Annotated in this window: 23 protein-coding genes, 1 tRNA gene and 1 other annotated feature; of the genes, 23 read left to right on the plus strand and 1 reads right to left on the minus strand. The window is 56.9% G+C overall.

Annotation, left to right across the window (positions count from 1 at the left end; all coding sequences use genetic code 11):
• Positions 1-3: 3 nt before the first annotated feature.
• The 14 genes from RWS31_RS01430 to RWS31_RS01495 all read left to right on the plus strand — a co-directional run bounded on the left by RWS31_RS01430 (position 4) and on the right by RWS31_RS01495 (position 14,111).
• Entirely contained in the window at positions 4-2,046 is a 2,043-nt protein-coding gene (locus tag RWS31_RS01430; protein WP_314595501.1) for a TonB-dependent receptor domain-containing protein, read from the plus strand.
• A 137-nt stretch (positions 2,047-2,183) separates the two neighbouring features.
• The gene (locus RWS31_RS01435; RefSeq protein ID WP_314595502.1) at positions 2,184-2,690 is read left to right on the plus strand and encodes a hypothetical protein; all 507 of its coding nucleotides are present in this window, start codon (positions 2,184-2,186) and stop codon (positions 2,688-2,690) included.
• A gap of 3 nt (positions 2,691-2,693) precedes the next feature.
• Entirely contained in the window at positions 2,694-3,452 is a 759-nt protein-coding gene (locus tag RWS31_RS01440; protein WP_314595505.1) for an ABC transporter ATP-binding protein, read from the plus strand.
• Between the two features lie 49 nt (positions 3,453-3,501).
• On the plus strand, positions 3,502-3,804 hold the full coding sequence (locus tag RWS31_RS01445; protein WP_314595506.1) for an RNA helicase: 303 nt from the start codon (positions 3,502-3,504) through the stop codon (positions 3,802-3,804).
• 1 nt (position 3,805) lies between these two features.
• Positions 3,806-4,591 (plus strand): HesA/MoeB/ThiF family protein, encoded by a 786-nt coding sequence (locus RWS31_RS01450; protein WP_399553725.1) that lies wholly within the window; start codon positions 3,806-3,808, stop codon positions 4,589-4,591.
• A gap of 292 nt (positions 4,592-4,883) precedes the next feature.
• Positions 4,884-5,975, plus strand: a complete 1,092-nt coding sequence (gene trpS / locus RWS31_RS01455) for a tryptophan--tRNA ligase (protein ID WP_314595509.1) — start codon at positions 4,884-4,886, stop codon at positions 5,973-5,975.
• A gap of 10 nt (positions 5,976-5,985) precedes the next feature.
• Complete coding sequence (locus RWS31_RS01460; RefSeq protein ID WP_314595511.1) at positions 5,986-6,375, plus strand: PBECR2 nuclease fold domain-containing protein; 390 nt, start codon at positions 5,986-5,988, stop codon at positions 6,373-6,375.
• Between the two features lie 219 nt (positions 6,376-6,594).
• Positions 6,595-6,832 (plus strand) — a binding site (T-box leader).
• 47 nt (positions 6,833-6,879) lie between these two features.
• Entirely contained in the window at positions 6,880-8,550 is a 1,671-nt protein-coding gene (locus RWS31_RS01465) for a 2-isopropylmalate synthase (protein ID WP_314595513.1), read from the plus strand.
• Entirely contained in the window at positions 8,547-9,503 is a 957-nt protein-coding gene (locus RWS31_RS01470) for an alpha/beta fold hydrolase (protein ID WP_314595514.1), read from the plus strand. The genes RWS31_RS01465 and RWS31_RS01470 overlap by 4 nt, the downstream gene beginning before the upstream one ends.
• 86 nt (positions 9,504-9,589) lie before the next feature.
• Entirely contained in the window at positions 9,590-10,027 is a 438-nt protein-coding gene (gene dtd / locus RWS31_RS01475) for a D-aminoacyl-tRNA deacylase (protein WP_314595516.1), read from the plus strand.
• A 260-nt stretch (positions 10,028-10,287) separates the two neighbouring features.
• Positions 10,288-11,052 (plus strand): dihydroorotate dehydrogenase electron transfer subunit, encoded by a 765-nt coding sequence (locus tag RWS31_RS01480; RefSeq protein WP_314595518.1) that lies wholly within the window; start codon positions 10,288-10,290, stop codon positions 11,050-11,052.
• Positions 11,049-11,963, plus strand: coding sequence for a dihydroorotate dehydrogenase (locus RWS31_RS01485; RefSeq protein WP_314595520.1), 915 nt, complete (start codon positions 11,049-11,051; stop codon positions 11,961-11,963). Before RWS31_RS01480 ends, RWS31_RS01485 begins: the two co-directional genes overlap by 4 nt.
• Positions 11,960-12,778 (plus strand): hypothetical protein, encoded by an 819-nt coding sequence (locus RWS31_RS01490; RefSeq protein WP_314595521.1) that lies wholly within the window; start codon positions 11,960-11,962, stop codon positions 12,776-12,778. Before RWS31_RS01485 ends, RWS31_RS01490 begins: the two co-directional genes overlap by 4 nt.
• A 76-nt stretch (positions 12,779-12,854) precedes the next feature.
• The gene (locus RWS31_RS01495; protein WP_314595524.1) at positions 12,855-14,111 is read left to right on the plus strand and encodes an aminopeptidase; all 1,257 of its coding nucleotides are present in this window, start codon (positions 12,855-12,857) and stop codon (positions 14,109-14,111) included.
• Between the two features lie 71 nt (positions 14,112-14,182).
• Here the strand turns inward: RWS31_RS01495 and RWS31_RS01500 are convergent.
• A tRNA-Leu gene (locus RWS31_RS01500) sits at positions 14,183-14,267 on the minus strand.
• A 183-nt stretch (positions 14,268-14,450) separates the two neighbouring features.
• Here RWS31_RS01500 and RWS31_RS01505 point away from each other — a divergent pair.
• The 9 genes from RWS31_RS01505 to purN all read left to right on the plus strand — a co-directional run bounded on the left by RWS31_RS01505 (position 14,451) and on the right by purN (position 24,414).
• Entirely contained in the window at positions 14,451-15,041 is a 591-nt protein-coding gene (locus RWS31_RS01505; RefSeq protein ID WP_314595526.1) for a ComEA family DNA-binding protein, read from the plus strand.
• A gap of 65 nt (positions 15,042-15,106) precedes the next feature.
• Complete coding sequence (locus RWS31_RS01510) at positions 15,107-17,503, plus strand: DNA internalization-related competence protein ComEC/Rec2 (protein WP_314595528.1); 2,397 nt, start codon at positions 15,107-15,109, stop codon at positions 17,501-17,503.
• Between the two features lie 168 nt (positions 17,504-17,671).
• Entirely contained in the window at positions 17,672-18,958 is a 1,287-nt protein-coding gene (locus RWS31_RS01515) for a glycosyltransferase (RefSeq protein ID WP_314595530.1), read from the plus strand.
• Positions 18,959-19,214: 256 nt separating this feature from the next.
• Positions 19,215-20,198, plus strand: coding sequence for a 5-bromo-4-chloroindolyl phosphate hydrolysis family protein (locus RWS31_RS01520; protein WP_314595532.1), 984 nt, complete (start codon positions 19,215-19,217; stop codon positions 20,196-20,198).
• Between the two features lie 26 nt (positions 20,199-20,224).
• Positions 20,225-21,379, plus strand: a complete 1,155-nt coding sequence (locus RWS31_RS01525) for a toxic anion resistance protein (protein WP_314595533.1) — start codon at positions 20,225-20,227, stop codon at positions 21,377-21,379.
• A 56-nt stretch (positions 21,380-21,435) separates the two neighbouring features.
• Positions 21,436-21,927, plus strand: a complete 492-nt coding sequence (purE, locus tag RWS31_RS01530) for a 5-(carboxyamino)imidazole ribonucleotide mutase (RefSeq protein WP_314595535.1) — start codon at positions 21,436-21,438, stop codon at positions 21,925-21,927.
• A gap of 24 nt (positions 21,928-21,951) precedes the next feature.
• Positions 21,952-22,665 (plus strand): phosphoribosylaminoimidazolesuccinocarboxamide synthase, encoded by a 714-nt coding sequence (gene purC, locus RWS31_RS01535; RefSeq protein WP_314595536.1) that lies wholly within the window; start codon positions 21,952-21,954, stop codon positions 22,663-22,665.
• Between the two features lie 92 nt (positions 22,666-22,757).
• A complete protein-coding gene (gene purM, locus RWS31_RS01540) occupies positions 22,758-23,810 on the plus strand; it encodes a phosphoribosylformylglycinamidine cyclo-ligase (RefSeq protein WP_314595537.1) in 1,053 nt (350 codons plus the stop codon).
• Positions 23,803-24,414 carry a phosphoribosylglycinamide formyltransferase gene (gene purN / locus RWS31_RS01545; RefSeq protein WP_009646488.1) on the plus strand — a complete coding sequence of 204 codons (612 nt, stop codon included), beginning with the start codon at positions 23,803-23,805 and terminating at the stop codon, positions 24,412-24,414. Before purM ends, purN begins: the two co-directional genes overlap by 8 nt.
• Positions 24,415-24,440: the final 26 nt, after the last annotated feature.

Raw genomic sequence — 24,440 nt, forward strand, 5'->3', positions numbered from 1 at the left:
TTTATGGAAGAAGGCTATATTTTGCAAAGCAAGAAAAAGAAGATGCTCACTCTCGCCATCGCGGCTGCATTTATGGCGACATCCGTCCCCGCTTGGGCGGCGCAAATGCCGCAGCAGACGGGGAAGGCAGCAAAGGAAGAGTCTTCTGCTGTGCCTGTGGCAGCGGCAGAAGACGATCATGCGCTTGAAGATACCGTCGTGACAGCGACGCGCCGCGAAAAGCGCGACATCGACGTGCCGGCGGCGACCATGGTCATCACAGGCGAGGCCATCAAGGAGAGCGGCGCCGCTGATGCGGCGGACGCGCTCGCCAAGGTCAACGGCTTTGCCTACAAATCCTTCGGCCCTTCGGGCGCCTCGATGGGAACGATGAACAACGAGCTGAACGTGCGCGGCTTCAAGAGCGGCACGCTCGTGCTCATGAACGGCAGCCCCATCTCGTGGCGCGGCAAGTACAACCTTGACCAGATCCCTGCCGATCAAATCGAGCGCATCGAGGTCGTCAAAGGGTCGGGATCTGTCCTCTACGGCAGCGAGGCGATGAGCGGCATCGTGAACATCATCACGAAGAAGGGCGCGAGCAACACGGCACATGTCGGCTTTGGCAACTTCGGACAGCGCCAGTACGGTGTGAGCGCAGGCGACGAGCGCTTCGGCGTCTACTACAATTACGACAAGTGGGGGCATCTGAACGGTCTTGCCGAGACGGACGTCATATCTACGAAGTTCAACGGCTCGACGCGCACCGACTTGCGCGACGTGGAGAAGACGAGCGCGGGATTGACATATCATATCAATCCTCAGTTTGATTTCCTCTTCGGCTATTACAAGACGGAAGCGACCTATCTGCGCTTCGTCGACCGTGTGGATCGCACGTCCTCGGGCGTGCGCCTCGGCGATCCGTTCCATGCGCGCACCTACACGACGGAGCAGTACGTGAGCCAGCTCAATTACCACGATCATGCGTGGAAAGGAAGCCTCTACTTCAATACGGGGACGGTGGAAGCGAAGGGGCCGACAGAGATTTCGCGCACGGGTGCGAAGACGCCCGGCGATTGGTACAACACGCGTGAGCGCAATACGACGTACGGCGTCGATCTGCAGCGCACATGGAAGATCGATCCGAAGGCGACCGCCGTGCTCGGTTTCAGCTTGGAACATGAACTCTACAAGGCGCTTCCTGCGCCGTCGACGAAAACCCCCGCGAGCTATATGCGAAACAACTGGGGCGTGTTCGGTCAATGGGAGCAGAAGTTCACCGAGCGCGATACAGGCATCTTTGGCATGCGTGAGACGTGGACGACAGCGGCGATGCGCGATGAGAACTATCATAATTTCAGCGCCTCGGGTCAGTGGCTGCACAAGCTCGACCACGAAAACAGTCTCTATCTTTCCGTCAGCCAGTCCTTCATCATGCCGAAGTTCGCGCAGATGTACGGCGCGAGCAGCCGCCTCGTGCCTGCGCCGGATCTGAAGCCGCAGACGGGCGTTACCTACGAGATTGGCTGGAAGGCGAAGCACGCAGGGCATACGTGGACGGCGGCGCTCTTTCACATGGACGTCAAGGACAACATCACGGCGACTTGGAAACCGCGGGAGGACAGGTACCAGTACACGAACGAAGATTTTCGCAACACGGGACTGGAACTTTCGTGCGAGACGCAAGGAAAGCACGGCTTTTCGTGGAACTGGGGCGTTACATGGCAGAATCCCGAGACGAAGGGCAGCAAGGGCGCGGATTGGGAGCGCACCTTCGGCAAGCTGCAGCTTACGGGCGGCGTCCTTTACAAGAAAGGCAAGTGGAGCTCGTCGCTTACAGGATCCTACCTCGCAGGCCGCGTGCAGTCGCCTTCGAGCGAGCCGGCCTATGCGTGCAAGCCGTACTTCCTCACGAGTTGGAGTACAGCGTACCATCCCGACGAAAGAAGCGAGATTCGCCTGACCGTGGAAAACGTGCTTGATCGCGCGGATGTGACGTCGCATACGGGCGCGAACTACCGCGTCGCGCCGACGAATTTCATGCTGAGCTGCAACTATACGTTCTGAGGATAGTTTCTCATTTCCCCGTGGATAGAGTGAAAGAAAAAGGTACGGCAGAAAAACTTTGGGGAAGTGAAGCATAGGCACAGAAAAAACGTAGATTGGCTGTTTTTACTGTTGTATAGGAGAAGGAGTGTATTTTCATGAAGTTGAAAAAAATTGTCTCAAGTTTGCTGCTGGGCGCGACGCTCGCCGCTGGAAGTGCCGTATGCGGTGCGGAAGGGCTCGATTGGATCACGCCGCAGGATATGTCACTTGGCGGCGTGGAGCCGGGAATGTCACTTGACTATGTGGAGAGCATTTACGGACCGATGAAAGATGTGCAGTCGCATTACGTCGAGCATCTCTTCGGCTACGGCGACACCGTGAAGATCGTGCCATCGGCGGATGGTATGAGCGTGAAGTCCGTCCTCGTCAAAGGAAACAACGGCTGGGCGACGCCTGCAGGTGTGACCGTCGGTATGGATGCTTCGATCCTGCAAAAAATCTATGGCACGGGTGCAGTTGACTCGACGAAGCATAAGAAACACCGTATGCCAGGCTACGACTACTACACGTATTGGCAGACAGACAATCCGTTTCACTATCTGACCTTTGGTGTCAAGAACGGCAAGATCGCCTTCATCAAGGTCGGTTTGATGCAGCGGTAAACTATGGAAATCCGTGTAGAAAATCTCGAAAAATCGCTTGATGGTCGCAAGATCATCGAGCGCATCAATCTCGCAGTCAAGGACAAAGAAACCGTTGGCATCATTGGGCCGAACGGCAGCGGCAAGAGCACGCTCTTGAAGTGCATCTACCGCGTGCTTGAGCCGGAACTCGGCAAGGTGTTCTTGGGCGGCGATGAGCTGCGCGATCTCTCCGTGCGTGAATCGGCGATGCGTCAGGCCGTGCTCGCGCAGCATCACAGCACGAGCTTCGATTTTACGGTACTCGAAGTCGTGCTTATGGGCAGAAGCCCCTACAAGGGCATTTTGGAGCGTTACAATGAAAAAGATTTTGTGCTCGCTCATAAGTATCTCGCATTCACGGGTATGGAGAAGTTCGCCAAGAACTCCTTTGCGACGCTCTCGGGTGGCGAGCAGCAGCGCGTGATGCTCGCGCGTGCGCTCACGCAGTCGACGCCGTGTCTCATCCTCGATGAGCCGACGAATCATTTGGACATCCGCTATCAGCTGCAGGTCATGGAAAACGTGCGGCAGATGAACCTCACGGTCATCGCTGCCATCCACGACCTCAATATTGCCGCTGCTTATTGCGATCGTTTGATTGCCATGCGGCGCGGTCATATCATTCGTGAGGGAACGCCGAGAGAGCTATTGAATGAGGAGTTCATCTATGAGCTTTACGAGGTTCATGCACGTGTTGTAGAGCTTGATGATGGTACGGTCGTGATATCGTATCGTTTGTAGAGGAATCGCTGAGTTTATCAGTGCTTCCTCAGGGGAGGAGGAATCCACCATGATGGAAAAAGAGTGGCTGCTGAACAATCCGCATCTGACGGCGGAAAAGATGAGTCCGATCGAGGAGCGCATCCCTGCGGCTCGCGCGGAGGTGCATGAAGGACTTTCGCGTGCGAAGGGCATCCTCGGGGAAGAGGGCTACAAGAAGTACCTCGCGCCGCTGCAGAATCTCGCGAAGAGTGGTACGACGCTCCTCGTCACGGTGCGCACGGCGCGTGAGCGCACGATGCTCGTGAAGGAGTGCCTGCCCGCCTTGAAGGAAGCCTTCGGTGCGAGCGTTGTCAAGGTCGTTGCCGTCTGATATGGGCGATGAGGGAATGCGCACGCAGCAGTTGACGCAGGAAGAGCGTGAGCGGTATTCGCGCCAGATGCTGCTTGCAGGCGTTGGCGAGGCGGGGCAGCAGAAGCTTCTCGCCTCGAAGGTTTTGATTGTAGGCGCGGGCGGACTTGGCTCGCCTGCGGCGATGTATCTCGCGGCATCAGGTGTCGGCGAGGTCGGCATCGTCGACGATGATGTTGTTGACCTCTCCAATTTGCAGCGCCAGATAGCGCATCGGTCAGCGGATGTTGGCAGGAAGAAGGCAGATTCGATGGCGAGGACGCTCGCCACTCTTAATCCCGCTGTGCGCGTTAACGTCTATCGAGAGAGAATCTCGGAGGACAATGCCGAGGATATTCTCTGTGACCGCAGCTATGACTTCGTTCTCGACTGCACAGATAATTTCCCTGCAAAATTTCTCATCAATGATGCCTGCGTGCACTTGCATAAGCCTTTTTCTCATGCGGGAATCACGGGATTCAGCGGGCAGATCATGACCGTCCTGCCAGGAGAAAGCCCGTGCTATCGCTGCATTTTTGAGGATGTGCCCAAAGAGGGGACAGTGCCGACGAGTCGCGAAATCGGCGTTCTGGGCGCAGCGGTAGGCGTCATGGGATCTTTGCAGGCAGTCGAGGCTGTCAAGTATATTCTGGGCATCGGAGATCTTCTTGTCGGGCGATTGCTGATTTACGATGCGCTGACGATGAAATTTCGTGAGGTGGAATTGCCAAAGCGGAATGAATCGTGCACGGCATGCAGGAATGCTTGATTGTGAAGAGATGAAGGAAAATATCGCAAGGCAGAGCGAGGCGGCGAATGTACATGGTGATGTGCATTCGCCGTCTCGCTCTGCCTTCTGGGTTTGACCTCTTGGGGTGTCATGGTAAACTACACGCACAAACGTCCACTTTGTGGACATTGTGCGCCCTTACAGAAGCCTAGCCAATCGGTCTGCGTCTTCGACTTGACCTCTTGGGGCTTCATGGTAAAATAAAGAGTGAGTCTGGAAGTGTGCATACATTCGACACTTCCTTGCAAATCAAAGGAAAAGAGGCTTTATCGTGAAGAAAATCATATTGACAGGCGACCGTCCTACAGGGCGGCTTCATCTCGGACATTATGTCGGCTCGCTCAAGCGGCGCGTGGAACTGCAGAATTCGGGCGAGTACGATGAAATATACATCATGATCGCTGATGCACAGGCACTGACCGACAATATGGACAATCCTGAGAAGATTCGTCAGAACATCATCGAGGTCGCACTCGACTACATGTCGTGCGGACTCGATCCGGCAAAGACCGTGATGTTCGTGCAGTCCGAAGTGCCGCAGCTCTTCGAGATGACGGCTTACTACATGAACCTCGTGACGGTTTCGCGCCTGCAGCGCAATCCGACGGTCAAGGCGGAGATTCAGATGCGCAACTTTGAGACGAGCATCCCCGTGGGATTCTTCACCTATCCGATCAGCCAGGCGGCGGACATCACGGCGTTTCAGGCGACGACCGTTCCCGTGGGCGAGGATCAGGAGCCGATGCTCGAGCAAACGCGCGAGATCGTGCGCAAGTTCAACGAGGTCTACGGTGAGACGCTCGTCGAGCCGCAGAGCTTGCTCGCCTCGCAGAAGGCGGCGATGCGCCTTCCCGGCACGGACGGCAAGGCGAAGATGTCAAAGTCTCTTGGCAACGGTATCTACATCTCCGATTCGGCGGCGGAAGTGAAGAAGAAGGTCATGTCGATGTACACTGATCCCGACCATATCCGCGTCGAAGATCCCGGCAAGATCGAGGGCAATACGGTCTTTACCTATCTCGACGTATTCTCGCGTCCCGAGCATTTCGAGAAGTTCCTGCCCGAGTACGAGAATCTCGATGCCTTGAAGGCGCACTATAGCCGCGGCGGCCTCGGCGACGTCAAGGTCAAGAAGTTCCTCATCGCGGTATTAGAGGATGAGCTGGCACCGATCCGCGCACGCCGCAAGGAGCTTGAAAAAGACATCCGCGCTGTCTACGCCGTGCTCGCTGAAGGCAGTGAAAAAGCGCGCAAAAAAGCCGCCGCAACGCTCGAAGCGATGAAGGCGGCGATGAAGATCAACTATTTCCAAGACGAGGAATTGATCGCTGAACAGGTAAAGCGGTTTACGAGCGAGGCGTAGGGGCTGCTTGATGATCCATCACGTTTGCAATCTGGATAAATCTCTGTTTTCTCTCGTTGAGGCGAATATACAGTCAGATGAAGTGGTATTTACTGAAGAGAGGATGGCACATGTTCGGATTCAGCATGGGAATGATTTTTTCCTATTCAAGGAACGCTTGGCAGAAGCGATTATGAATCCAGACTATATATTGGCATCTGCTTTTCCACATACGGCAATGATTTTGAAGGAATTTCATAGCGATGGAAAACGTTTGAATCTCATTTTGCGATTAGCCGTGGTGAGCGATAATTCGAAGAGGAAGAACTCGATTATTACGTATCATGTATTAAGTGGCAAGAAATGGGAGAAATATTTGCGAAATAAAAAAATCCTTTACAGAAAGGAGAGTATCATATAAGATAAAAGCAGAGAAGAAGACATCTGAGGTGGTAAATTTCGTGTCGACCACACGCTGATGGCATGACAGGGGAAACCCGAGAGATGCAGGGGCATGGCACGCCTGCCGGATGTTTTCTTGGCTCGGTTGCCGCTCAGAAATGGGCGGCTTTTGTTTTAGGAAATTTCTTCTTGCACAGTGACAACATATATGCTATCCTATAGAGCATAACTTCAAATTGCAAATGCGTTGCAGAGGAATAGTAGGCGTCGTGGAATGAATAGAGAGCCGCTGGCTGGTGGAAAGCGGAGAGGAAGCGCCGTCGAACTCGCCTTGAAGCAGCTCGCTGAAACCGACATGGAGTAGGCGGAGCCGGTGCCTGACCGTTAGAGCAGGAGGATATGATGGTATCCGTTAAAGTGCGCGCTTCGGCGCGAAATTGAGTGGTAACACGTAAGCATTGCCTTTCGTCTCTTTGGGGATGAAAGGCTTTTTTTATGAAAAGGCATGTAGGAGGCGTTATTTATGAAGAATTTCACAAAGTACGAGAAGCAGTATTTTCTGCCGCCTGAGATAGATTTGAGCTGGCTCAAGAAGGAGCATCCGACGAAGGCGCCGACGTGGTGCAGCGTCGATCTGCGCGACGGCAATCAGGCGCTGATCATCCCGATGAGCTTGGAGGAGAAGCTGGAATTTTACAAGATGCTCGTGAAGATCGGTTTCAAGGAGATCGAGGTGGGATTTCCTGCCGCATCCGATACGGAGTTCGCGTTCCTGCGCCGCCTCGTAGAGGACGATCTGATTCCCGACGACGTGACGGTGCAGGTTTTGACGCAGGCGCGTGAGCATATCATCAAGAAGACGTTCGAATCGCTTGACGGCGTGAAGAACGCCATCGTCCACGTCTACAATTCGACATCGGTGCCGCAGCGCGAGCAGGTGTTTCACAAGTCAAAAGAAGAGATCAAGAAGATTGCCGTCGAGGGAGCGAACCTCCTCGCGGAGCTTACGGCGAAGGCAGGCGCTGACTACCGCTTCGAGTATTCGCCCGAGAGCTTCACGGGCACGGAGCCGGAGTATGCTCTGGAAATCTGCAACGCCGTGCTCGACGTCTGGCAGCCGAAGCCGGAGCGCCCTGCAATCATCAACATCCCCGTGACCGTGCAGCTTTCGATGCCGCATGTCTATGGCATGCAGGTCGCCTATATTTCGCAGAATCTCAAGTACCGCGACGCCGTCCGACTGTCTCTGCATCCGCACAACGACCGCGGCTGCGGCGTGGCGGATTCGGAGCTGGGCATCTTGGCGGGCGCGGAGCGCATCGAGGGCACGCTTTTCGGCAACGGTGAGCGCACGGGCAACGCGGACATCGTGACGCTTGCCATGAACCTCTTCGCGCTCGGCGTCGATCCCGATCTGGACTTTTCCAATATGCCCGAGCTTGTCGAGCTTTACGAGCGCGTGACGCGCATGAGTGTCCACGCGCGTCAGCCGTATGCGGGTGAGCTGGTCTTCGCTGCTTTCTCCGGCTCGCATCAGGACGCGATCGCCAAGGGCATGAAGTGGCGCGAGGAGAAGCATCCGAAGTTCTGGAATGTGCCGTACCTTTATATCGATCCGAAAGATGTCGGGCGCGAGTACGACGGCGACGTCATCCGCATCAACAGCCAGTCGGGCAAGGGCGGCGTCGGCTATCTCTTGGAGCAGAAATTCGGGCTTGATTTGCCGAAGAAGATGCGAGAAGACCTCAGCTACTTCGTCAAGGGCGTTTCCGATCGCGGACACAAGGAACTTCTGCCCGAAGAGGTGCATGAGCTTTTCCAGAAGGAGTACGTCAATGTCGATGCCCCCGTGCGGCTCGTCGATTTCCTACTGCGCAAGGCGCCGGACGGCGTACGCGCGGGCGAGGTGCACATGGAAATCGAGGGCAAGCCCGTGACGTACCAGGCGCGCGGCAACGGCCGCCTCGATGCCATCAGCAACGCTTTGCAGGAAAATCTTGGCATTTCCTATAAAAATCTGACGTACAACGAGCACGCGCTTGAAATCGGCTCAACCTCGCGCGCTATGGCATACATCGGCATTACGGCGGAGAATGGCAAGGTCACATGGGGGGCAGGAATGGATACGGACATCATCACGGCATCGGCAATGGCGCTCGTCAGCGCCATCAACCGCATGAAAGCGGGCAAATGAGGACGCTTGCGACCATCGTCCTCACAAGTATCGTGACGACGCTTTTGCTCGCGGCACTCTCTGTAGGCGCTTTCGTCTATATTGTCGACGGCTACTTCGTCGACCTCGCCTTGGAGCGCGGCAGCGGCGGCGATCCGTTGGCGCCGCCCGTCATCGCCGCGAGTCTTTCCGACCCCAATGTCCATCTGCCGGAGAAGCCTAGGGCGAAGAGCGAGGATTGGACGCTTCGCTCCTTCGACGGATTGCATCTTGCGGCGACACACTTTTCACCCGCTGCACCGAGTCATCGCTGGGTCGTACTGCTGCACGGCTACGGGCGCAGTCAGGCAGATGCGTGGGATTATGCCGAAGCGTACATCGAGCACGGCTATCATGTCCTGACGCCGGATTTGCGCGCTTCGGGCAAGAGCGAAGGCAAATATGTGACGATGGGGACGTTCGAAAGCCGTGATGTTGCCGCATGGGTTTCGCGCATTGCCGAGGTTGACCCTGCAGCGCGTGTCGTGCTGCACGGCGTTTCCATGGGAGGAACGACGGCACTTCTCGCGGCAGGGCGGGACGATGTGCCGCAGAACCTTGTCGCTGTTATTGAGGACTCGGGCTATACGAGCGCTGAAGATATGTTCGTGCGAAAGATGGAGAGCTTCAACCTGCCGGCATCCGTCATCATGCGCGGCATGGATTACATGAGCCGCAAGAAGACGGGCGCTGCGCTCTCTGACGCCTCGGCGCTCGACGCCGTGCGCCGCATGAAGGCGCCGACGCTCTTCATCCACGGCACGTCTGACCTGCTCGTACCTTACAGCATGATGCAGGAGTTGGCGGCGGCGTCGAGCGCACCGCAGAAGGAAGTGCTGACGGTCGAGGGCGCGTGGCACGCAGCGGCGAAGGCGAAGGATCCGGAGAATTACTACCGCCATGTATTCGCTTTTGCCGATCGCTGGACGAACTGAGGCTTGGATGGCGGACGCCGCTTAGACTGTTGGCTTTGCGGGTGTTTTTCTGTTGGCGCGGTTTTGCTGTAGGAAGGAATGAGTTTATGCGGGCAGTCGTGACGAGGGTGAAGGAGGCTGCCGTCTCCATTGACGGCGCGGTGACGGGTGAGATCGGACAGGGCTTTCTCGTCCTTCTGGGCGTGGGGCCGGCAGATGGGGAAGAAGAGGCGAAGCGCCTCGCAGAGAAAATTTGCCGTACGCGCGTCTTTTCCGACGCGGCAGGCAAGATGAATCTCGCGCTCGAAGATGTCGGCGGCGCGCTCCTCGTCGTCTCGCAGTTCACGCTCTACGCTGACCTTTCGAGCCGCCGCCCGGGATTTTCCAAGGCCGCGAAGCCCGCGATTGCCGAGCCGCTCTACGAGAGTTTCATGGCGCATTGCCGCGCTCGGGGCTTTCGCGTCGAGCACGGCAGTTTCGGCGCAGATATGCAGGTCACATCGGTCAATGATGGGCCTGTGACGCTGCTTTTTGATACGGAGTGAGAGAATCCTCGCCCAAATTGGATTGCTCACTGCTAAGCGGACAAGAAAATAAGCCAATGTCGTAGAATCACGCTGATTTATGCGGTTTTGCTCCATATTTCGTATGGAGTAAAACCGCTTTTCTGTTGTATGAGCTTATGGTTGCAAAAGTGTATATATTGATCTGTAGGTGAGGTATTTTTATTGCGAAGAAGGGGATTTCATCCAATAGTGTGTTATAATACAGAAAGATATAAGAATCAGGACAGGAGGACGATTCCTTGAAAAAAACTTTGGAGGATGCCGTTGTCGTTTTGAACCGCGCCATATTGCCCGACATCTGGCAGATGGAACTTCTCTCGCCGAAGATTGCGGCGGGAGCAGAGCCGGGGCAGTTCGTCATGGTGAAGAAGACGAAGAGCGCGCATCTTCTGCGCCGTCCGTTCGGCGTGGCGGATATCGACGACGAGAAGGGGACGATCACGCTCTTTTACCGCATCTTGGGCGAGGGGACGACGGAGCTTTCCACGCTGCGGCCGGGCGAAACTCTGAGCGTCGAGGGCGCACTGGGCACGGGCTTTACGCTCACGGACGAGCCTGCGCTTCTCGTCGGAGGCGGCTTGGGGCTAGCGCCGCTCCTTTTGCTCGCACGTCGCCTGCGTGAAAAGCCCGTCGTCATCATCGCCGCCCGCACGGAGGCGGAGACGTTCTGGACGCGCTTCTTCACGCCGCATGCGAAGGCGGTCTACATCGCGACAGACGATGGCTCAAGCGGCTTCCATGGCTATCCGCTTCACTTGATGCCGCTCGTCCTCTGCGAGAATGAAGTGCATTCCGTTAAAGTCTGCGGCCCTGACCCGATGATGGATGGCATCGCGCGTCTGGCGCGGAGCGCGGGGCTTTCCTGCGAGGTATCGTTGGAAAAGCGCATGGCGTGCGGCTTCGGCGTCTGTCTGGGCTGCACCTTCGAGGGGAAGGCGACAGGTAGGAGGCGCAAAGTTTGCACGGAAGGGCCGGTCTTTGCGGCGGAGGAGGTTTTTGAATGAATAGGGAGAGGCTTGCCGTCGAGATCGCGGGCATCCGCATGGCGACGCCGATCATGGGCGCGTCGGGCACGTTTGGCTTCGGCATGGAGTATGAAGATTTCCTCGACCTCGCGGACGTCGGTGCCGTCGTTTCGAAGGGCATCACGCCGAAGCCGCGTGCGGGAAACGGTGGCGTGCGCATCGCCGAGACGCCCGCTGGCATGCTCAATTCCATCGGTTTGGAGAATCCCGGCATCGAGGCGTTCTGCCGTGACATCCTGCCCGAGGCGGCAAAACTGCCGACCTCGTTCATCGTCAACATCAGCGCGGGCACGGCGGAGGAATACGGCGAGATGGCGCAAATGCTCGACGTCGATGGCGTCGATGGCATCGAGGTCAATATCTCGTGCCCGAACGTCAAGGAAGGCGGGATCGTCTTCGGCACTGACCCCAGGCAGGCGGCACGTGTGACGCAGGAGGTCAAAAAGCATACGAAGAAGCCCGTGATCGTAAAACTTTCGCCGAACGTCACTGACATCCCGCAGATGGCGCGCGCCGTCGAGGAAGCAGGCGCGGACGCCGTATCGCTCATCAACACGTTGACGGGCATGGCGATCGATGTCGAAAAGCGCCAGCCGCTCCTCGGCAACATCACGGGCGGCCTTTCGGGCCCTGCCGTAAAGCCTATCGCCCTGCGCATGGTCTATCAGGCGGCGCAGGCGGTTTCGATTCCCGTCATCGGCATGGGTGGCATACAGACGGGTGAGGATGTGGCAGCGTTCCTTCTAGTCGGTGCGAGCGCCGTCGAGATCGGCGCGGAGAATTTTGCGAATCCGCGTGCCGTCGTCGAAGCCGCCGAAGGACTCGATGCGTATTTGGAACGCCAGGGCATTGAGTATGCGCGGGATTTGATAGGAGCGTTGGAACTTTGAGGCCAGGGAAAGGGCGTAGGATGCGCTTCGCCTTCCTCGTTGCGCTGTTCTTCCTGCTCGCGCTCTCTGCCGGCTGCGGCGGAAGGAGCGCCGTCTACCGCGAGCCGCCGCACCATCCCGAGTTCGTTGAAGGCGCGAAGTTCTCGGAGAATCCTGCGAAGTTCAAGGGCAAGGAAGTGCAGTTCGTCGCGCGTGTCGTTGATATCGACGGCGCGGTGATGCAGGCGGAGATGCACGAAGGCGGGCCGCGCCTTCTCGTCGAGGGCAAGGGCGTCAGCGCCGCCGAGCCGCGCCCGTCGCGCGGCGACTATGTGCGTCTCTATGGCAAGGTGGCGGAAGACGACAGGGCGGGCTACGTCGCCGTCATCGACTCCTACAAGGTCACGGTGCCGCGCTGGAGCGAACTCATGCGCACGTCGAGGAGTCTTAGAAGCGACGATGGTCATGTAGAGGTGCAGATTCTCTCGGCCGTGGCGGCACGCAATTCGCTCGAAGTCAAGGAGGGCAATATCTCCCTGATGCCTGAGAGTGCGACGACGAGGCTCTCGGACATCGCTTTCATCGGCATGACGCTGAAGATTCGCGGCGAGATCGACGACGACGGCGAGGGCGACTTCGACTACCTTGAGCGCAGCGGTCAGAGGATGCGCTCGGGCTTCACGCTCGACTTGGACGGTGATGGCACGGCGATTTTCAAGACGGAGGCGCTTTCCGTGCCTATGGAGTACAAAGAGGCACTGAAGGCGGTCGGCGCGTCGGGCGACGGCAGCGTCGCCCTGCCCGAAGGAAAGACGTACCGTCTGCGCTATCGCTGACGTTGGTACCGACAGAAAGACCCTGTATCGCGCAGGGGCAATGGATAGTCTAGGGTTTTTGGAAAGGAAGCAAGGCATGGAAGGTATGGACGAAAAGAGCCGAGAGGAACTTCTCGAAGAATATGCGCGGCTGATCGTGCGCATGGGCGTCAATCTGCAGGCGGATCAACCGCTCGTCATCAACGCGCCGCTCGCGTGCGCCGACTTCGCGCGCCGCGTCGCGGGCGCGGCGTACGATGCGGGTGCGCACGATGTGACGGTCGCGTGGAACGACGAACGGCTCGCGCGTCTGCGCTACGACAAGGCGAAGAAGAGCGTTTTTTCGGAGTTTCCCGAGTGGCGCCGCCGTCTCTACGAGGACAGTGCGGCAGAGGGGGCAGCCTTCGTCACGATTCATGCTTCCGACCCAGAGATCTTCAGCGGCGTCGAGCCAGAGCGCCTGACGCTCGCGCAGCAGGCGGCGGGCGCGGCGCTCCTCGAATACCGCCAGCGACTGATGAGCAACAAGAACTCTTGGTGCGTCGTCTCAATTCCGACGGAAAGCTGGGCGAGCAAGGTCTTTCCCGAGGATGCGCCTGACGCTGCCGTTGAAAATCTCTGGCAGGCGATCTTCGCTGCCGTGCGCCTTGCGCCCGGCGAGGATGCGGCTGTGCGCTGGCAGAAGCACATCGAATTTTTGGCGTGTGCGGCGAAGTTCATGAACGACCATGCTTTCTCGCGCTTGGAGTACAAGAACGCTCTCGGCACGAACCTCTCCATCGAATTGCCCGAGGGTCATATCTGGATGGGCGGCGCGGAAAAGACGCAGGCAGGCGTGACCTTCGTTGCCAATATGCCGACGGAGGAAATCTATACGCTTCCCAAGCGTGACGGCGTAAACGGCACGGTCAAAGCGACGCGCCCCCTGAACGTCAACGGCAATCTCGTCGAGGGATTTTCGCTGACCTTCAAAGAGGGCAAGGTCGTCGACTACAAGGCGGAGCGCGGTGCAGAAATCCTCAAGGAGCTTTTCTCGACCGACGAAGGTGCGAGCTATCTCGGTGAAGTCGCGCTCGTGCCTTACGATTCGCCGATCTCGAAGAGCGGCGTACTCTTCTTCAACACGCTTTTCGACGAAAATGCCGCGTGCCACCTCGCCTTTGGCAAGGCGTACCCGACGTGCATCAAAGGCGGCGAGGCGATGACCAGCGTTGAGCTTTTGCAGCGCGACGTCAACGATTCGCTCGTGCACGAGGACTTTATGGTAGGCTCAAGAGATCTCGCCATCGACGGAATCGAGGCGGACGGCACGCGCGTCCCTGTGTTCCGCGAGGGGAATTTCGCATTTGCTTGAGGGCGGCAGACTTCAAGTGCGTCGTATCAATAGAAAAAGCCCGGATTTTCCGGGCTTTTGTTCATCATCGTTGGTGCGGACGAGAGGGTTCGAACCTCCATGCCTTGCGGCACTGAATCCTAAGTCCAGCGCGTCTGCCAGTTCCGCCACGTCCGCATTGTACATTTGACGGTTCTTATTCTAGCATGGTGGTTGGATGCTGTCAAACATTGGGAATCATAATCCTATATTTGTTGAAATAGCAGGAGAAATATGAAATTCATAGAATATTCCATATATGGAAGAATGAATGCGAAATCGTCTTGCTAGAGGTGCAGTTCTGCTTAGGAGGCTGAAACCATGCCGATGTTCAAGAAGTCGATGCTTGTTCTTTTGGCTGTCGTTGCCCTTGCGGCGGGTGGCGCGTTCTATGCAGGGATTCATGGGCAGGAGGAAGTTGTCGAGCTGGACGCGGGCACGGCGCCCGTGCAAGAAGCACAGGCGAAAGAGATCGTTGTTTATGTTGCGGGCGCGGTCAATCATCCGGGCGTCGTGCAGCTCGCTGAGGGCGCACGCGCGAAGGACGCTGTCGACGCCTGCGGCGGCTTTTTGCCGACGGCGGACACGAACGGCGTGAACCTCGCGCAGAAGCTCAAGGACGGTGTGCAGATTACCGTGCCCGAGAAATCTCCGCAAGGCACGGCGGTGCAAGGCGCGGCGGCAGGAGCGCAGGCAGGGACGGCGAAGCCCCTGCCCGAAGGCATGGTGAACATCAACACGGCGGACGAGAAGGAGCTTGACAAGCTGCCGGGTGTTGGCCCTGCCATGGCGAAGCGTATCGTCGAGTACCGCACGGAGAACGGCGCGTTCCAAGCCCCTGAGGAAATCAAACGTGTCAAGGGTATCGGCGATGCGAAGTATGCGAAGATGAAGGACAAGATTGCATTGTGAGGGGAGCGATGGCGCTTCTTCGAGGAATGTGATGCGTATAAGGAAGTTGAGGGGCAGGGTTTGCCATGCGGTATGGACAGCAGCAGCTTGTTTTTCTCAATGGGCTTTTCCTTGCGCTTTTGCTCGGCATTTACGGCGAGGATTTGCTGCATGTCTCGCTTGGCACTCTTGCCCTTGGCATGGCGGGGTTCTTCTTTTTGTCGCTTTTTCTGCTCGTGCGCGAGAGCAGCAGGACGTGGCTGGCGTTCTTGCTGCTCTTTCTTTTTTTCGGCGCGTGGCGCTTCGCTTGGGGCGAGGCTCTGCCTGCCGATGATGTTTCGCATTTAATTGGCCGTGAGGCGGCGGTCAAGGGCGTGCTCGTCGAGGCGCCGCATGTGCGGCGGACGGCGCAGGGGACGTTCGTGCGCTATACGGTGGAGGCGAAGCGCGTGCGCCAGCGCGGCGAGGAGCAGGCGGCGTCGGGAGCAATCTATGTCTCGGAGATGCGCGAAAATGTCGGAAACTTGCCCGAGATTGGCGCGGAAATCACGGCTTTTGGGAAGGTCAAGGGCATCTACGGCTACGGCAATCCTGGGCGCATTGATGTGGAGCGTGCGGCGGCGGTCAAGGGCGTGCGCGCGCGTCTATCGGCAAAGAAGCCGGGCGTGGCATGGGAAGCGGGAGAGGTGCATCCCGTACTGCGTTGGAGCGAGCGGGTGCGCTCGGCATACCGCGCTTCGATGGAGAGCGTGATGCCCAAGGAAGATGCGGCGGCGATCTTCGCCATGCTCTTCGGCGGTTACGAGGGCATAAAGCCCGAGCTTGTCGAGGCGTTCACGGCGACGGGCATCGTGCACATCCTTTCGGTGTCCGGCTCGCATATCACGCTGTTGGCGGCGGTCATGGCATGGCTCGGCGCACTCCTTCGCCTGCGTCCCGTCGTGACGGCTGTTTTCGTCACCGTCGTCGTCGTGCTGTACTGCGTGCTTGCGGGCTGCGTGCCGCCGGCTGTGCGTGCGGGTGCGATGGGATTGCTCGCGTTCTTCGCGCTCGCCTTGGAGCGTGAGAGCGACGCGCGACGGCTCTTGGCTCTTGTCGGCATGGCGCTGCTCTTCTTCGAGCCGCTCATGGCGTTTGACGTCAGCTTCCAGCTGTCGTTCGCGGCGACAGCGGGGCTTCTCTACCTCGCGCCGCCTTTTTGCGAGCGGCTTTCGACCTTGCGCTTTCTGCCGCGCTTTGCGGCTCTGAGCCTCGCCGTCACGCTCGGGGCGCAGCTCGCGACCTTGCCGCTCCTCGCATGGTACTTCCATCGTTTGTCGCTTTCTTCGCTCGTCGCCAACATCATCGTCGTGCCCGTCGTGGAACTCGTCATCGTCGCGGGGCTTTTCGCGGGGCTTGCATCCTTCGTACTGCCGTTCTTGGCGAAGGCCGTCTTTCTTGCGGACAGTCTGCTCTTAGGGGTTGTTTATGAAAGTACTCGGCTTTTAGCAGTTATGCCCGGCGGCGAGGTGTATCTGCCAACGCTTTCTGTGCCGCTTGCGCTCGTCTACTTCGCCATGCTTGCTGTATTTGTGCAGCCTGAGGAGCGGCGAAAGATTATTTTGGCATGGTGCAGCGAGCGTCGCAAGGCGCTCTTTGCCGCAGTTCTGCTCGCTGCTGCCGCCGTCGCCTTATGGCAGTTTTCGCGCCCGCAGGAGATGGTGGTGCATTTCATCGCCGTGGGGCAGGGCGATGCGGCTCTCGTCGTGACGCCGCACGGCAGAGCCTTGATGATCGATACGGGTGGCACGCGCGACGGCGGTTATGACATCGGCTCGCGCGTCGATGTGCCGTACCTTTCGCATTACGGCGTGCGAAGGCTCGACTACATGATCCTCACGCATGTGCACGAGGATCATGCGGGCGGTGTGGGCGGCATCCTGCGCCATATTCCCGTCGGCATGGTCTTGACGGCGCACGAGCCGCGCAGCGAGTATGCACGCGTGCTCGGCTGTTCCCTCGATGCGCCTGAGATGCAGCATCTAGCTCCTGCAGAGGCGGGCGAGCATATCGATCTCGACGGCGTGACGGTCGACATCCTCTACGCGCCGCAGGTGGAGGGCGGTGCAGCGGAGGGCGCTACGGGAAACGAGTATTCGAACGTCATCCGCGTGAACTATGGTGCGGCATCATTCCTCTTCACGGGCGATCTCGTAGCGGAGCAGGAGAAGGCCATGCTCGCGGAGGGGAAGAATCCTCAATGCACCGTCTTGAAGGTCGCACACCACGGCTCGAAAACCTCGACGACGGAGGAGTTCCTCGCCGCCGCACAGCCGCGCTTCGCCGTCATCAGCGTCGGCAGGGACAACAACTTCGGTCATCCTGCCCCAGAGGTCATCGAGCGTCTACAGAAGGACGGCATAAAAATCTATCGCACCGACGAGGATGGTGCGGTCGTATGCAGGACGGACGGAAAGACGCTGCGAATAGAGACGTTTCGCTGATATAGGTGCAAGGACATGATTCGCATCATGAAAAGATTGAACACCACAATAGTGTACGCTATAATGTACACGGAGAGTTTACATCCTTGAAGTGGAGTGCGCCCTTCGGATTTGGCTCTTGGATTTTCACGCTAAAAAGAATAGATTTTGGTGGGTATGGAGGAAGATATGAGCTTTAATTATGGAGAAGTCATTGAAGTTCAGCCGGAAGGGGAAAGCTCTGAGATCCGCAAGAGGAATGCTTTTATCCGACGTGAAATTGTAGCAAATTTTTGTGTGGGAAAAAATCCGCCATTGGTGACCGTATGTTTTCAGGCGTATAATCATTTGGAAGATCAGACGAAGATGGCGATTCATGCGCTTCTTCAATATACACAGAATGTTGATTATGAGTTGATTCTTATCGATAACGGGTCGACGGATGGGACGTTAGAGTTTTTTCGTAGTATTCCGTATGAGAAGAAGCGTATTTTTCATGTGAGAGAAAATCGCGGAGCATTAGCTGGATACATTGCGGCGAAAAATTCGGCGGGTGGTGAATTTATTCGCGGGAGATACGTTTCATTCGTTCCAGGGGATGTTATTGTCACAAAAGATTGGCTTAAAAATCTCGTTACTTGCATGGAATCGGATCCGCGCATTGGGATGGTTGTTCCTGTTGCAAACTATACGAGCAATCATCAGCAGATCACGTTGCCATTTTCCAATTATGAAGAAATGCAGGAAGTAGCGGCTGCCCATAATATTAGTAATCCTAAAAAGTGGGAGGAGTGCCTGCGCGTTATTCCTACGACGTCGCTGCTTCGTTCATCTTTGCGGAAGCTGTACGAGCTGGATCATGCTTTTTATTATAATTTTTCTGATGACGATCTTTCCTTTACTTATCGCCGTCTGGGCTATCGCTTGATGATTTGTCGTGATACGTTTGTTTATCATGCAGAAGGAAGCACGATGACAGGCGAGGATTATCAGTTGGATATACAGACGGGACGTGAGATTTTCCGACGTAAATATTTTGGAATCGATCCTTGGGATGATACGCGCTTGGATGCGGAACTTCGAGATAAGTGCCTGAGCTTTGTTCCTGTACGCAAGGAACATCGCATTTTGGGGATCGATATACGCTGCGGTGCCGATTTGCTTCATTTTAAGAATGGGCTTCGGGGCGTTGGGTTTGAGCCTGTGAAGCTTTCCGCTCTTGTTCAAGATGCAAAATATTGGCAGGATCTCCAGACGGTTTGCGATGAGGAAGTTTTCTGTCGATCGCAGCGCGATTTTGCCGAGACTCTGCGTGGGCGTACCTATGATTATATTATTCTTGGTGAGCCGCTTTGCAACTATGAAGAACCACAGGCGATGCTTGAAATGATGCGAGATCATCTTTCCATGGGAGGAAGGATGACGGGGCGCATAGAAAAGGGCGGAGAAGTGTTTGTATTGGAACGCAATGCGTAGGGTCTGAGGCCTCGATTTCGGGATATTAAGATGAATAATTCCAGCAGTCCAAAAGTTGCTGGAATTATTTTATTTGTAATTGATCTATAAAATTAATGTATTATTAATGTCGAAGAAATAGAGCGGATGTGTGAAGATGAGTGGCTGATTTTATTCGCAATTTCTATAGCTATGATTTTGCTTCAATGATATAATGGAGCACATAGATAGTTCTTTTGCGCGATCGGCAGTCGTATTCATAGGAGGGGGCGAGCGTATGCGCTATCTGTGGCTGATTTTCGCAATCACTGCCTTGGGTGGTGGCGCTTGGCTCGGTTATGAGGAGGAATGGTGGAAGGCCGGCATGATGGTTTTTCTCGGCGGCTTTACACTTTTTCAGGTGAGAGGACTGCGCGGCGGAAAGCAGAGGCTGAAGCTCAAGAGGGCGCAGCTGCAGAAGCTGCCTGATGTGCGAGCGGAGCTTCTGGAAGCGAGTTTTGCCAAGGCGGTGGGCGACTACGATGTTCTGCAGGATTTGCGGCAAAAGGTAAAAGATCGTGAGATGTCACAGGAACTTGTCGCCCTGCAGCATGTCGCGGGCAATATGCTGCGCTATCTGGAGCGCAATCCTGAACGCATCGCGGCAGCGGAGGATTTCATCGAAATCTATCAGGAGAAGGCGGCCGTCATGCTGCGCCAGTATGTCGAGCTTGAGGAAACGCAGCTCGCCTCCGAAGAGGTGGTGCAGGCGAAGCGGCGTGTCAAGGAGATGCTTTCTTCCCTGCGCATGACGTATGAGGAAGAGTTTAGGCGTGTTATCAACTATCAGCTCATGGATCTCAACGCTGAGATCGAGGTGCTGCAGCACTCGATGAAGGGGCAGGCGATGGGGGCAGCATGCACCGTGTCTGAAGCGACGGAGCAGCCCTTCGTGAGACGAGGCGCGCAGCATCCGAGGAAGGCGTCGAACGCGACGCCGGTCTTCCTGCAGAAGGTCTCTAGTCTCGCGCGAGGCACGAGCGTCATACCGCAGGAGCTTTACTGGCAAGTCGTACGCCGCAAGATCAAGGCGTCGCTGCTCGGCATATTCCTCGGTGGTTTCGGTGCGCACAAGTTTTTTCTGGGCAAGAATTTTCAGGGCGTTGGCTACATCTTGTTCCTCTGGACAGGACTGCCGATCTTCGTCGGCTTCATCGAGGGCGTGCGTTGGCTCTTCATGCCCGTCGATGATTTTTATTTCGATTACTGTGATGAGGATTAGGCAGAGCAGATAAAGGAGAGGGAGAAATGGCGGAAATCAATCTGGACGATCTCTTGAGCAAACGTGTGCAGCAACCGCAGGAAAAGGCGCTGGAAATTGCGCCCGAAAAGGAGCTTGAGCGCATCGCGCAGGAGGTCGAGGAACTGACGCCTGCGGAGCGTGCTGAGGTGGAGAAGATCAAGGAGGGCCTCGACCTCACGGACTCGGCGGCGATCATCGACTTCGGCACGGCGGCGCAGAAGAACATTGCCGACTTTTCGGATAGCATTCTTTGCAACGTGCGTGCGAAGGACAGCGGCTATGTCGGCGAGCTTTTGGGCGAGCTTCTGACGAATGTCAAGAGCTTCGAGCCGAAGTCATCGGGCGGCGGATTTCTGAAGAAATTGCCGCTTGTCAGCTCCCTCGTCGGCAAGGCGGAGACGATGATGCAGGGCTACGAGAAGGTGTCCGTGCAGGTTGAGAAGGTCAAGACGTCACTGCAGAAGGCGCGCATGCTCATGATGAAGGACGTCACGATGCTTGATACTCTCTTTGCGAAGAATCTTGAGTATTTTAAGACGTTGGAGCTTTACATTCGCGCGGGCGAGGAGAAGATGCAGGAGATGCGTGAAGTCACGCTGCCCAAGCTGCGTGCGCAGGCCGCCGCTTCGAGCGATCCGATGGCGGCGCAGGTCGTCAGTGATTTTGAGAGTTCCGTCGAGCGCTTCGAAAAGAAGGTGCACGACCTCAAGATCAGCAAGACGATTTCCATCCAGACGGCGCCGCAGATCCGCCTCATACAGAACAACGACAAGGTTCTCATCGATCGTGTGCAGAGTGCGATCTACAACTCGATTCCGCTGTGGAAGAATCAGATGGTCATAGCGCTCGGTCTCGCGAACCAGAAGAAGGTTCTTGAGATGCAGCATTCGGTCAATGAGATGACGAACGACCTTTTGAAGAAGAATGCGGAAATGCTCAAGATCGGCACGATCGAGACGGCGAAGGAGAACGAGCGCAGCATCGTGGACATCGAGACGGTGCGCAAGGTGAACGACGACCTCGTGACGACGATCGAGGAAACGCTGAAAATCCAGCAGGAAGGCAGGGCGAAAAGACGCGCGGCGGAAGCCGAACTCGTTGCGCTGGAAAGCAGGCTTAAGAAAGCGCTCGAAAGCACGCTCGACGGGCGAAGCGGTTGACAGCGTTTCCTTTCATCTGCTATCATACACTAAAGAGAAAAGGAGATGGATCTTTCATGAAAGCAGCTCTTTTTATGGGCAGTGACTCAGATTGGCCGATCATGAAGCCGGCGGTGGAGTTTCTCAAGGAGTTCGGCATCGAGGTCGACGTCATCGTGGCATCGGCGCACCGCACGCCCGCGAAGGTGCATGAATATGCTGAAAACGCGCGTGAAAACGGCGTAGGCGTCATCATTGCAGCGGCGGGCGCGGCAGCGCACTTGGCGGGCGTCATCGCGAGCTACACGACGCTTCCCGTCATCGGCGTACCGATCAACGCGACGCCTTTGAACGGCCTCGACGCGCTCTTGAGCACAGTGCAGATGCCGTCGGGCATCCCCGTCGCGACGATGGCGGTCAACGGCGCGAAGAATGCGGCGGTATTTGCCCTTGAGATCTTCGGTGCGAGAGACGCTGCCGTCGCAAAGCAGCTCGAAGGGTATCGCGAGAAGCTCAGGGAAGGCGTAGCGAAGAAGGCGGCGCGTGTAGCGTCCCAGGTCAATCAGTAGAAGTTTAACGGAGGACAGGAAATCATGAGCAAGAAGGTTCTGTACGAAGGCAAAGCAAAGATCATGTATGAGACGGAGAATCCCGACGAACTGCTCGTCTATTACAAGGACGATGCGACGGCAGGCAATGGCGCGAAGAAGGGCACGATCGTCGACAAGGGCGTCATGAACAACAAGATTACAGCTTTTTTCTTTGACCTCCTGAAGAAGAACGGCATCGACCATCACTTGATCAGCATGCCGAGCGACCGTGAGATGATCGTCAAGAAGCTTGAGATCATTCCGCTTGAGGTCGTCGTGCGCAATATTGCGGCAGGCAGCCTTGCCGAGCGCCTCGGCCTTGAAGAAGGCACGAAGATGGCGATTCCCATTGTGGAACTTTACTACAAGAGCGACGAGCTCGGCGACCCGATGATCAACCACTACCATGTCAAGGCGATGGCGATGGCGACGGATGAGGAGATCCGTGAGATTGAGCGCCAGGCCTTGAAGGTCAACGAGATCATGCGCGATTATTTGAAGACGAAAAAGATCACGCTCGTCGATTTCAAGCTGGAATTCGGCAGGGACAAGAACGGTACGATCATTCTTGCCGACGAGATCTCGCCGGACAACTGCCGCTTCTGGGACAGCGATACGAACGAGAAGCTCGATAAGGACAGATTTCGCCGTGACCTCGGCAACGTGGAGGACGCCTACAAGGAGATTCTGCGCCGCCTGACAGGCGAGGAGAGATAATAGCCCGCAGCCCGCCGCCATTCTGTTGGATGGCGGTGGGTTTGTGTATTTCTTTACATTTTTTCGTTTTCGATTGTGTTGGAGGAGGCAGAATGGAAAAGAAACTTACCTATCGCGATGCGGGCGTCGATATCGACGCGGGCAATGAATCCGTCAAACTCATTAAGGACAGCGTGCGTGCGACGTACCGCCCCGAAGTGCTCGGCGACCTCGGCGGCTTCGGCGGCCTCTTTGCGCTGCAGGCAGCGAAGTACAAGGAGCCGGTGCTCGTTTCGGGCACGGACGGCGTGGGCACGAAGCTGCGACTTGCCTTCATGCTCGGCAAGCACGATACCGTGGGGCAGGACGCCGTCGCCATGTGCGTCAACGATATCCTTGTGCAGGGTGCAGAGCCGCTTTTTTTTCTCGACTACCTCGCCGTCGGCAAGCTCGTTCCCGAGCAGGTGGCTGCTGTCGTCAAGGGCGTTGCCGCCGCCTGCAAGGAGTCGGGATGTGCGCTCATCGGCGGCGAGACGGCGGAGATGGCGGGCTTCTATGCGGATGGCGAGTACGACATCGCAGGCTTTGCCGTCGGCGTCGTCGAGAAGTCGAAGATCATCACGAGCGAGCGCGTCCAGGAGGGCGACGTGTTGCTCGCGCTGCCGTCCTCGGGCGTTCACTCGAACGGCTTCTCGCTCGTGCGCAAGATCTGCTTCGAGCATAAGGGCTTCACGGGGGCTGAAACCTTCCCTGAGCTTCAAAAGACGCTTGGCGAGGAGCTTCTGACACCGACGCGGCTCTATCCGCGCGTGTGTCTGCCGCTCATCGAAAAGTTCGACATTCATGGCATGGTGCACATCACGGGTGGCGGTTTCTACGAAAATATCCCGCGCGCCCTGCCCGAGCATCTTGCGGCGGAGGTCGATGCTTCCGCATGGCAGACGCCGCCGATCTTTCGCCTGCTGCAGGAGTGGGGCAATGTCGATGGACATGAGATGTACCGCACGTTCAACATGGGCGTCGGCATGGTCATCATCGCCGCGCCTGAGGAGGCTGCGAAGATTCGCGCACATCTTGAGGCGGCGGGCGAGGAGGTCTACGAGATCGGCTGCGTCAAGAAGGGTGCGCACGATGTGACGATCAAAGGCGGGGTTCTCGATGCGTAAGGAAGTTCTCGGCATCCTGTGCTCGGGGCGCGGCACGAACCTCGAATCCATCATCAAGGCGCAGAAGCAGGGTGAGATTCGCGCTGAGATCGCCGTCGTCTTGACGGACAAGCCCGAGGCGAAGGCCTTGGAACGCGCGGCACAGGCGGGTATAGCACATCATTGCGTCGATCGCAAAGCGTGTGCGACGCGCGAGGAGTTCGAGGAAAAGCTCGTTGCGGCGCTTGAAGAGGCAGGCGTGACGCTCGTTGTGCTCGCAGGTTTCATGCGCATCTTGAGTCCGTACTTCGTGCGCAAGTTCTGCGGGCGCATCTTGAACATCCATCCGTCGCTCCTGCCGTCGTTTGGCGGGGCGCATGCCCATCGCGACGTGCTCGCCTACGGCGTCAAGGTCTCGGGCTGCACGATTCACTTTGTCGACGAGGGTATGGACTCAGGGCCGATCATCCTGCAGGCGGCTGTGCCTGTCATGGATGACGATACGGAAGATACGCTCGCCGCGCGGGTGTTGGAGCAGGAACATATCCTCTATCCGCGCGCCATCGCGCTCTATGTGGATGGGCGGCTCAAGGTGGAAGGCCGCCATGTGACGATTTTGGAATAAGCTATTTGTTTGTTGTAGATGAAAGG

The sequence above is a fragment of the uncultured Selenomonas sp. genome, from assembly GCF_963528755.1.
GTDB lineage: Bacteria > Bacillota > Negativicutes > Selenomonadales > Selenomonadaceae > Selenomonas.

What these genes read in the sequence shown, in the direction of transcription:
- RWS31_RS01430 (WP_314595501.1), top strand. Translation starts at nt 4, where the DNA reads ATGGAAGAAGGCTATATTTTGCAAAGCAAGAAAAAGAAGATGCTCACT.
- RWS31_RS01435 (WP_314595502.1), top strand. Translation starts at nt 2,184, where the DNA reads ATGAAGTTGAAAAAAATTGTCTCAAGTTTGCTGCTGGGCGCGACGCTC.
- RWS31_RS01440 (WP_314595505.1), top strand. Translation starts at nt 2,694, where the DNA reads ATGGAAATCCGTGTAGAAAATCTCGAAAAATCGCTTGATGGTCGCAAG.
- RWS31_RS01445 (WP_314595506.1), top strand. Translation starts at nt 3,502, where the DNA reads ATGATGGAAAAAGAGTGGCTGCTGAACAATCCGCATCTGACGGCGGAA.
- RWS31_RS01450 (WP_399553725.1), top strand. Translation starts at nt 3,806, where the DNA reads ATGGGCGATGAGGGAATGCGCACGCAGCAGTTGACGCAGGAAGAGCGT.
- RWS31_RS01460 (WP_314595511.1), top strand. Translation starts at nt 5,986, where the DNA reads ATGATCCATCACGTTTGCAATCTGGATAAATCTCTGTTTTCTCTCGTT.
- RWS31_RS01465 (WP_314595513.1), top strand. Translation starts at nt 6,880, where the DNA reads ATGAAGAATTTCACAAAGTACGAGAAGCAGTATTTTCTGCCGCCTGAG.
- RWS31_RS01470 (WP_314595514.1), top strand. Translation starts at nt 8,547, where the DNA reads ATGAGGACGCTTGCGACCATCGTCCTCACAAGTATCGTGACGACGCTT.
- dtd (WP_314595516.1), top strand. Translation starts at nt 9,590, where the DNA reads ATGCGGGCAGTCGTGACGAGGGTGAAGGAGGCTGCCGTCTCCATTGAC.
- RWS31_RS01485 (WP_314595520.1), top strand. Translation starts at nt 11,049, where the DNA reads ATGAATAGGGAGAGGCTTGCCGTCGAGATCGCGGGCATCCGCATGGCG.
- RWS31_RS01495 (WP_314595524.1), top strand. Translation starts at nt 12,855, where the DNA reads ATGGAAGGTATGGACGAAAAGAGCCGAGAGGAACTTCTCGAAGAATAT.
- RWS31_RS01505 (WP_314595526.1), top strand. Translation starts at nt 14,451, where the DNA reads ATGCCGATGTTCAAGAAGTCGATGCTTGTTCTTTTGGCTGTCGTTGCC.
- RWS31_RS01510 (WP_314595528.1), top strand. Translation starts at nt 15,107, where the DNA reads ATGCGGTATGGACAGCAGCAGCTTGTTTTTCTCAATGGGCTTTTCCTT.
- RWS31_RS01515 (WP_314595530.1), top strand. Translation starts at nt 17,672, where the DNA reads ATGAGCTTTAATTATGGAGAAGTCATTGAAGTTCAGCCGGAAGGGGAA.
- RWS31_RS01520 (WP_314595532.1), top strand. Translation starts at nt 19,215, where the DNA reads ATGCGCTATCTGTGGCTGATTTTCGCAATCACTGCCTTGGGTGGTGGC.
- RWS31_RS01525 (WP_314595533.1), top strand. Translation starts at nt 20,225, where the DNA reads ATGGCGGAAATCAATCTGGACGATCTCTTGAGCAAACGTGTGCAGCAA.
- purE (WP_314595535.1), top strand. Translation starts at nt 21,436, where the DNA reads ATGAAAGCAGCTCTTTTTATGGGCAGTGACTCAGATTGGCCGATCATG.
- purC (WP_314595536.1), top strand. Translation starts at nt 21,952, where the DNA reads ATGAGCAAGAAGGTTCTGTACGAAGGCAAAGCAAAGATCATGTATGAG.
- purM (WP_314595537.1), top strand. Translation starts at nt 22,758, where the DNA reads ATGGAAAAGAAACTTACCTATCGCGATGCGGGCGTCGATATCGACGCG.
- purN (WP_009646488.1), top strand. Translation starts at nt 23,803, where the DNA reads ATGCGTAAGGAAGTTCTCGGCATCCTGTGCTCGGGGCGCGGCACGAAC.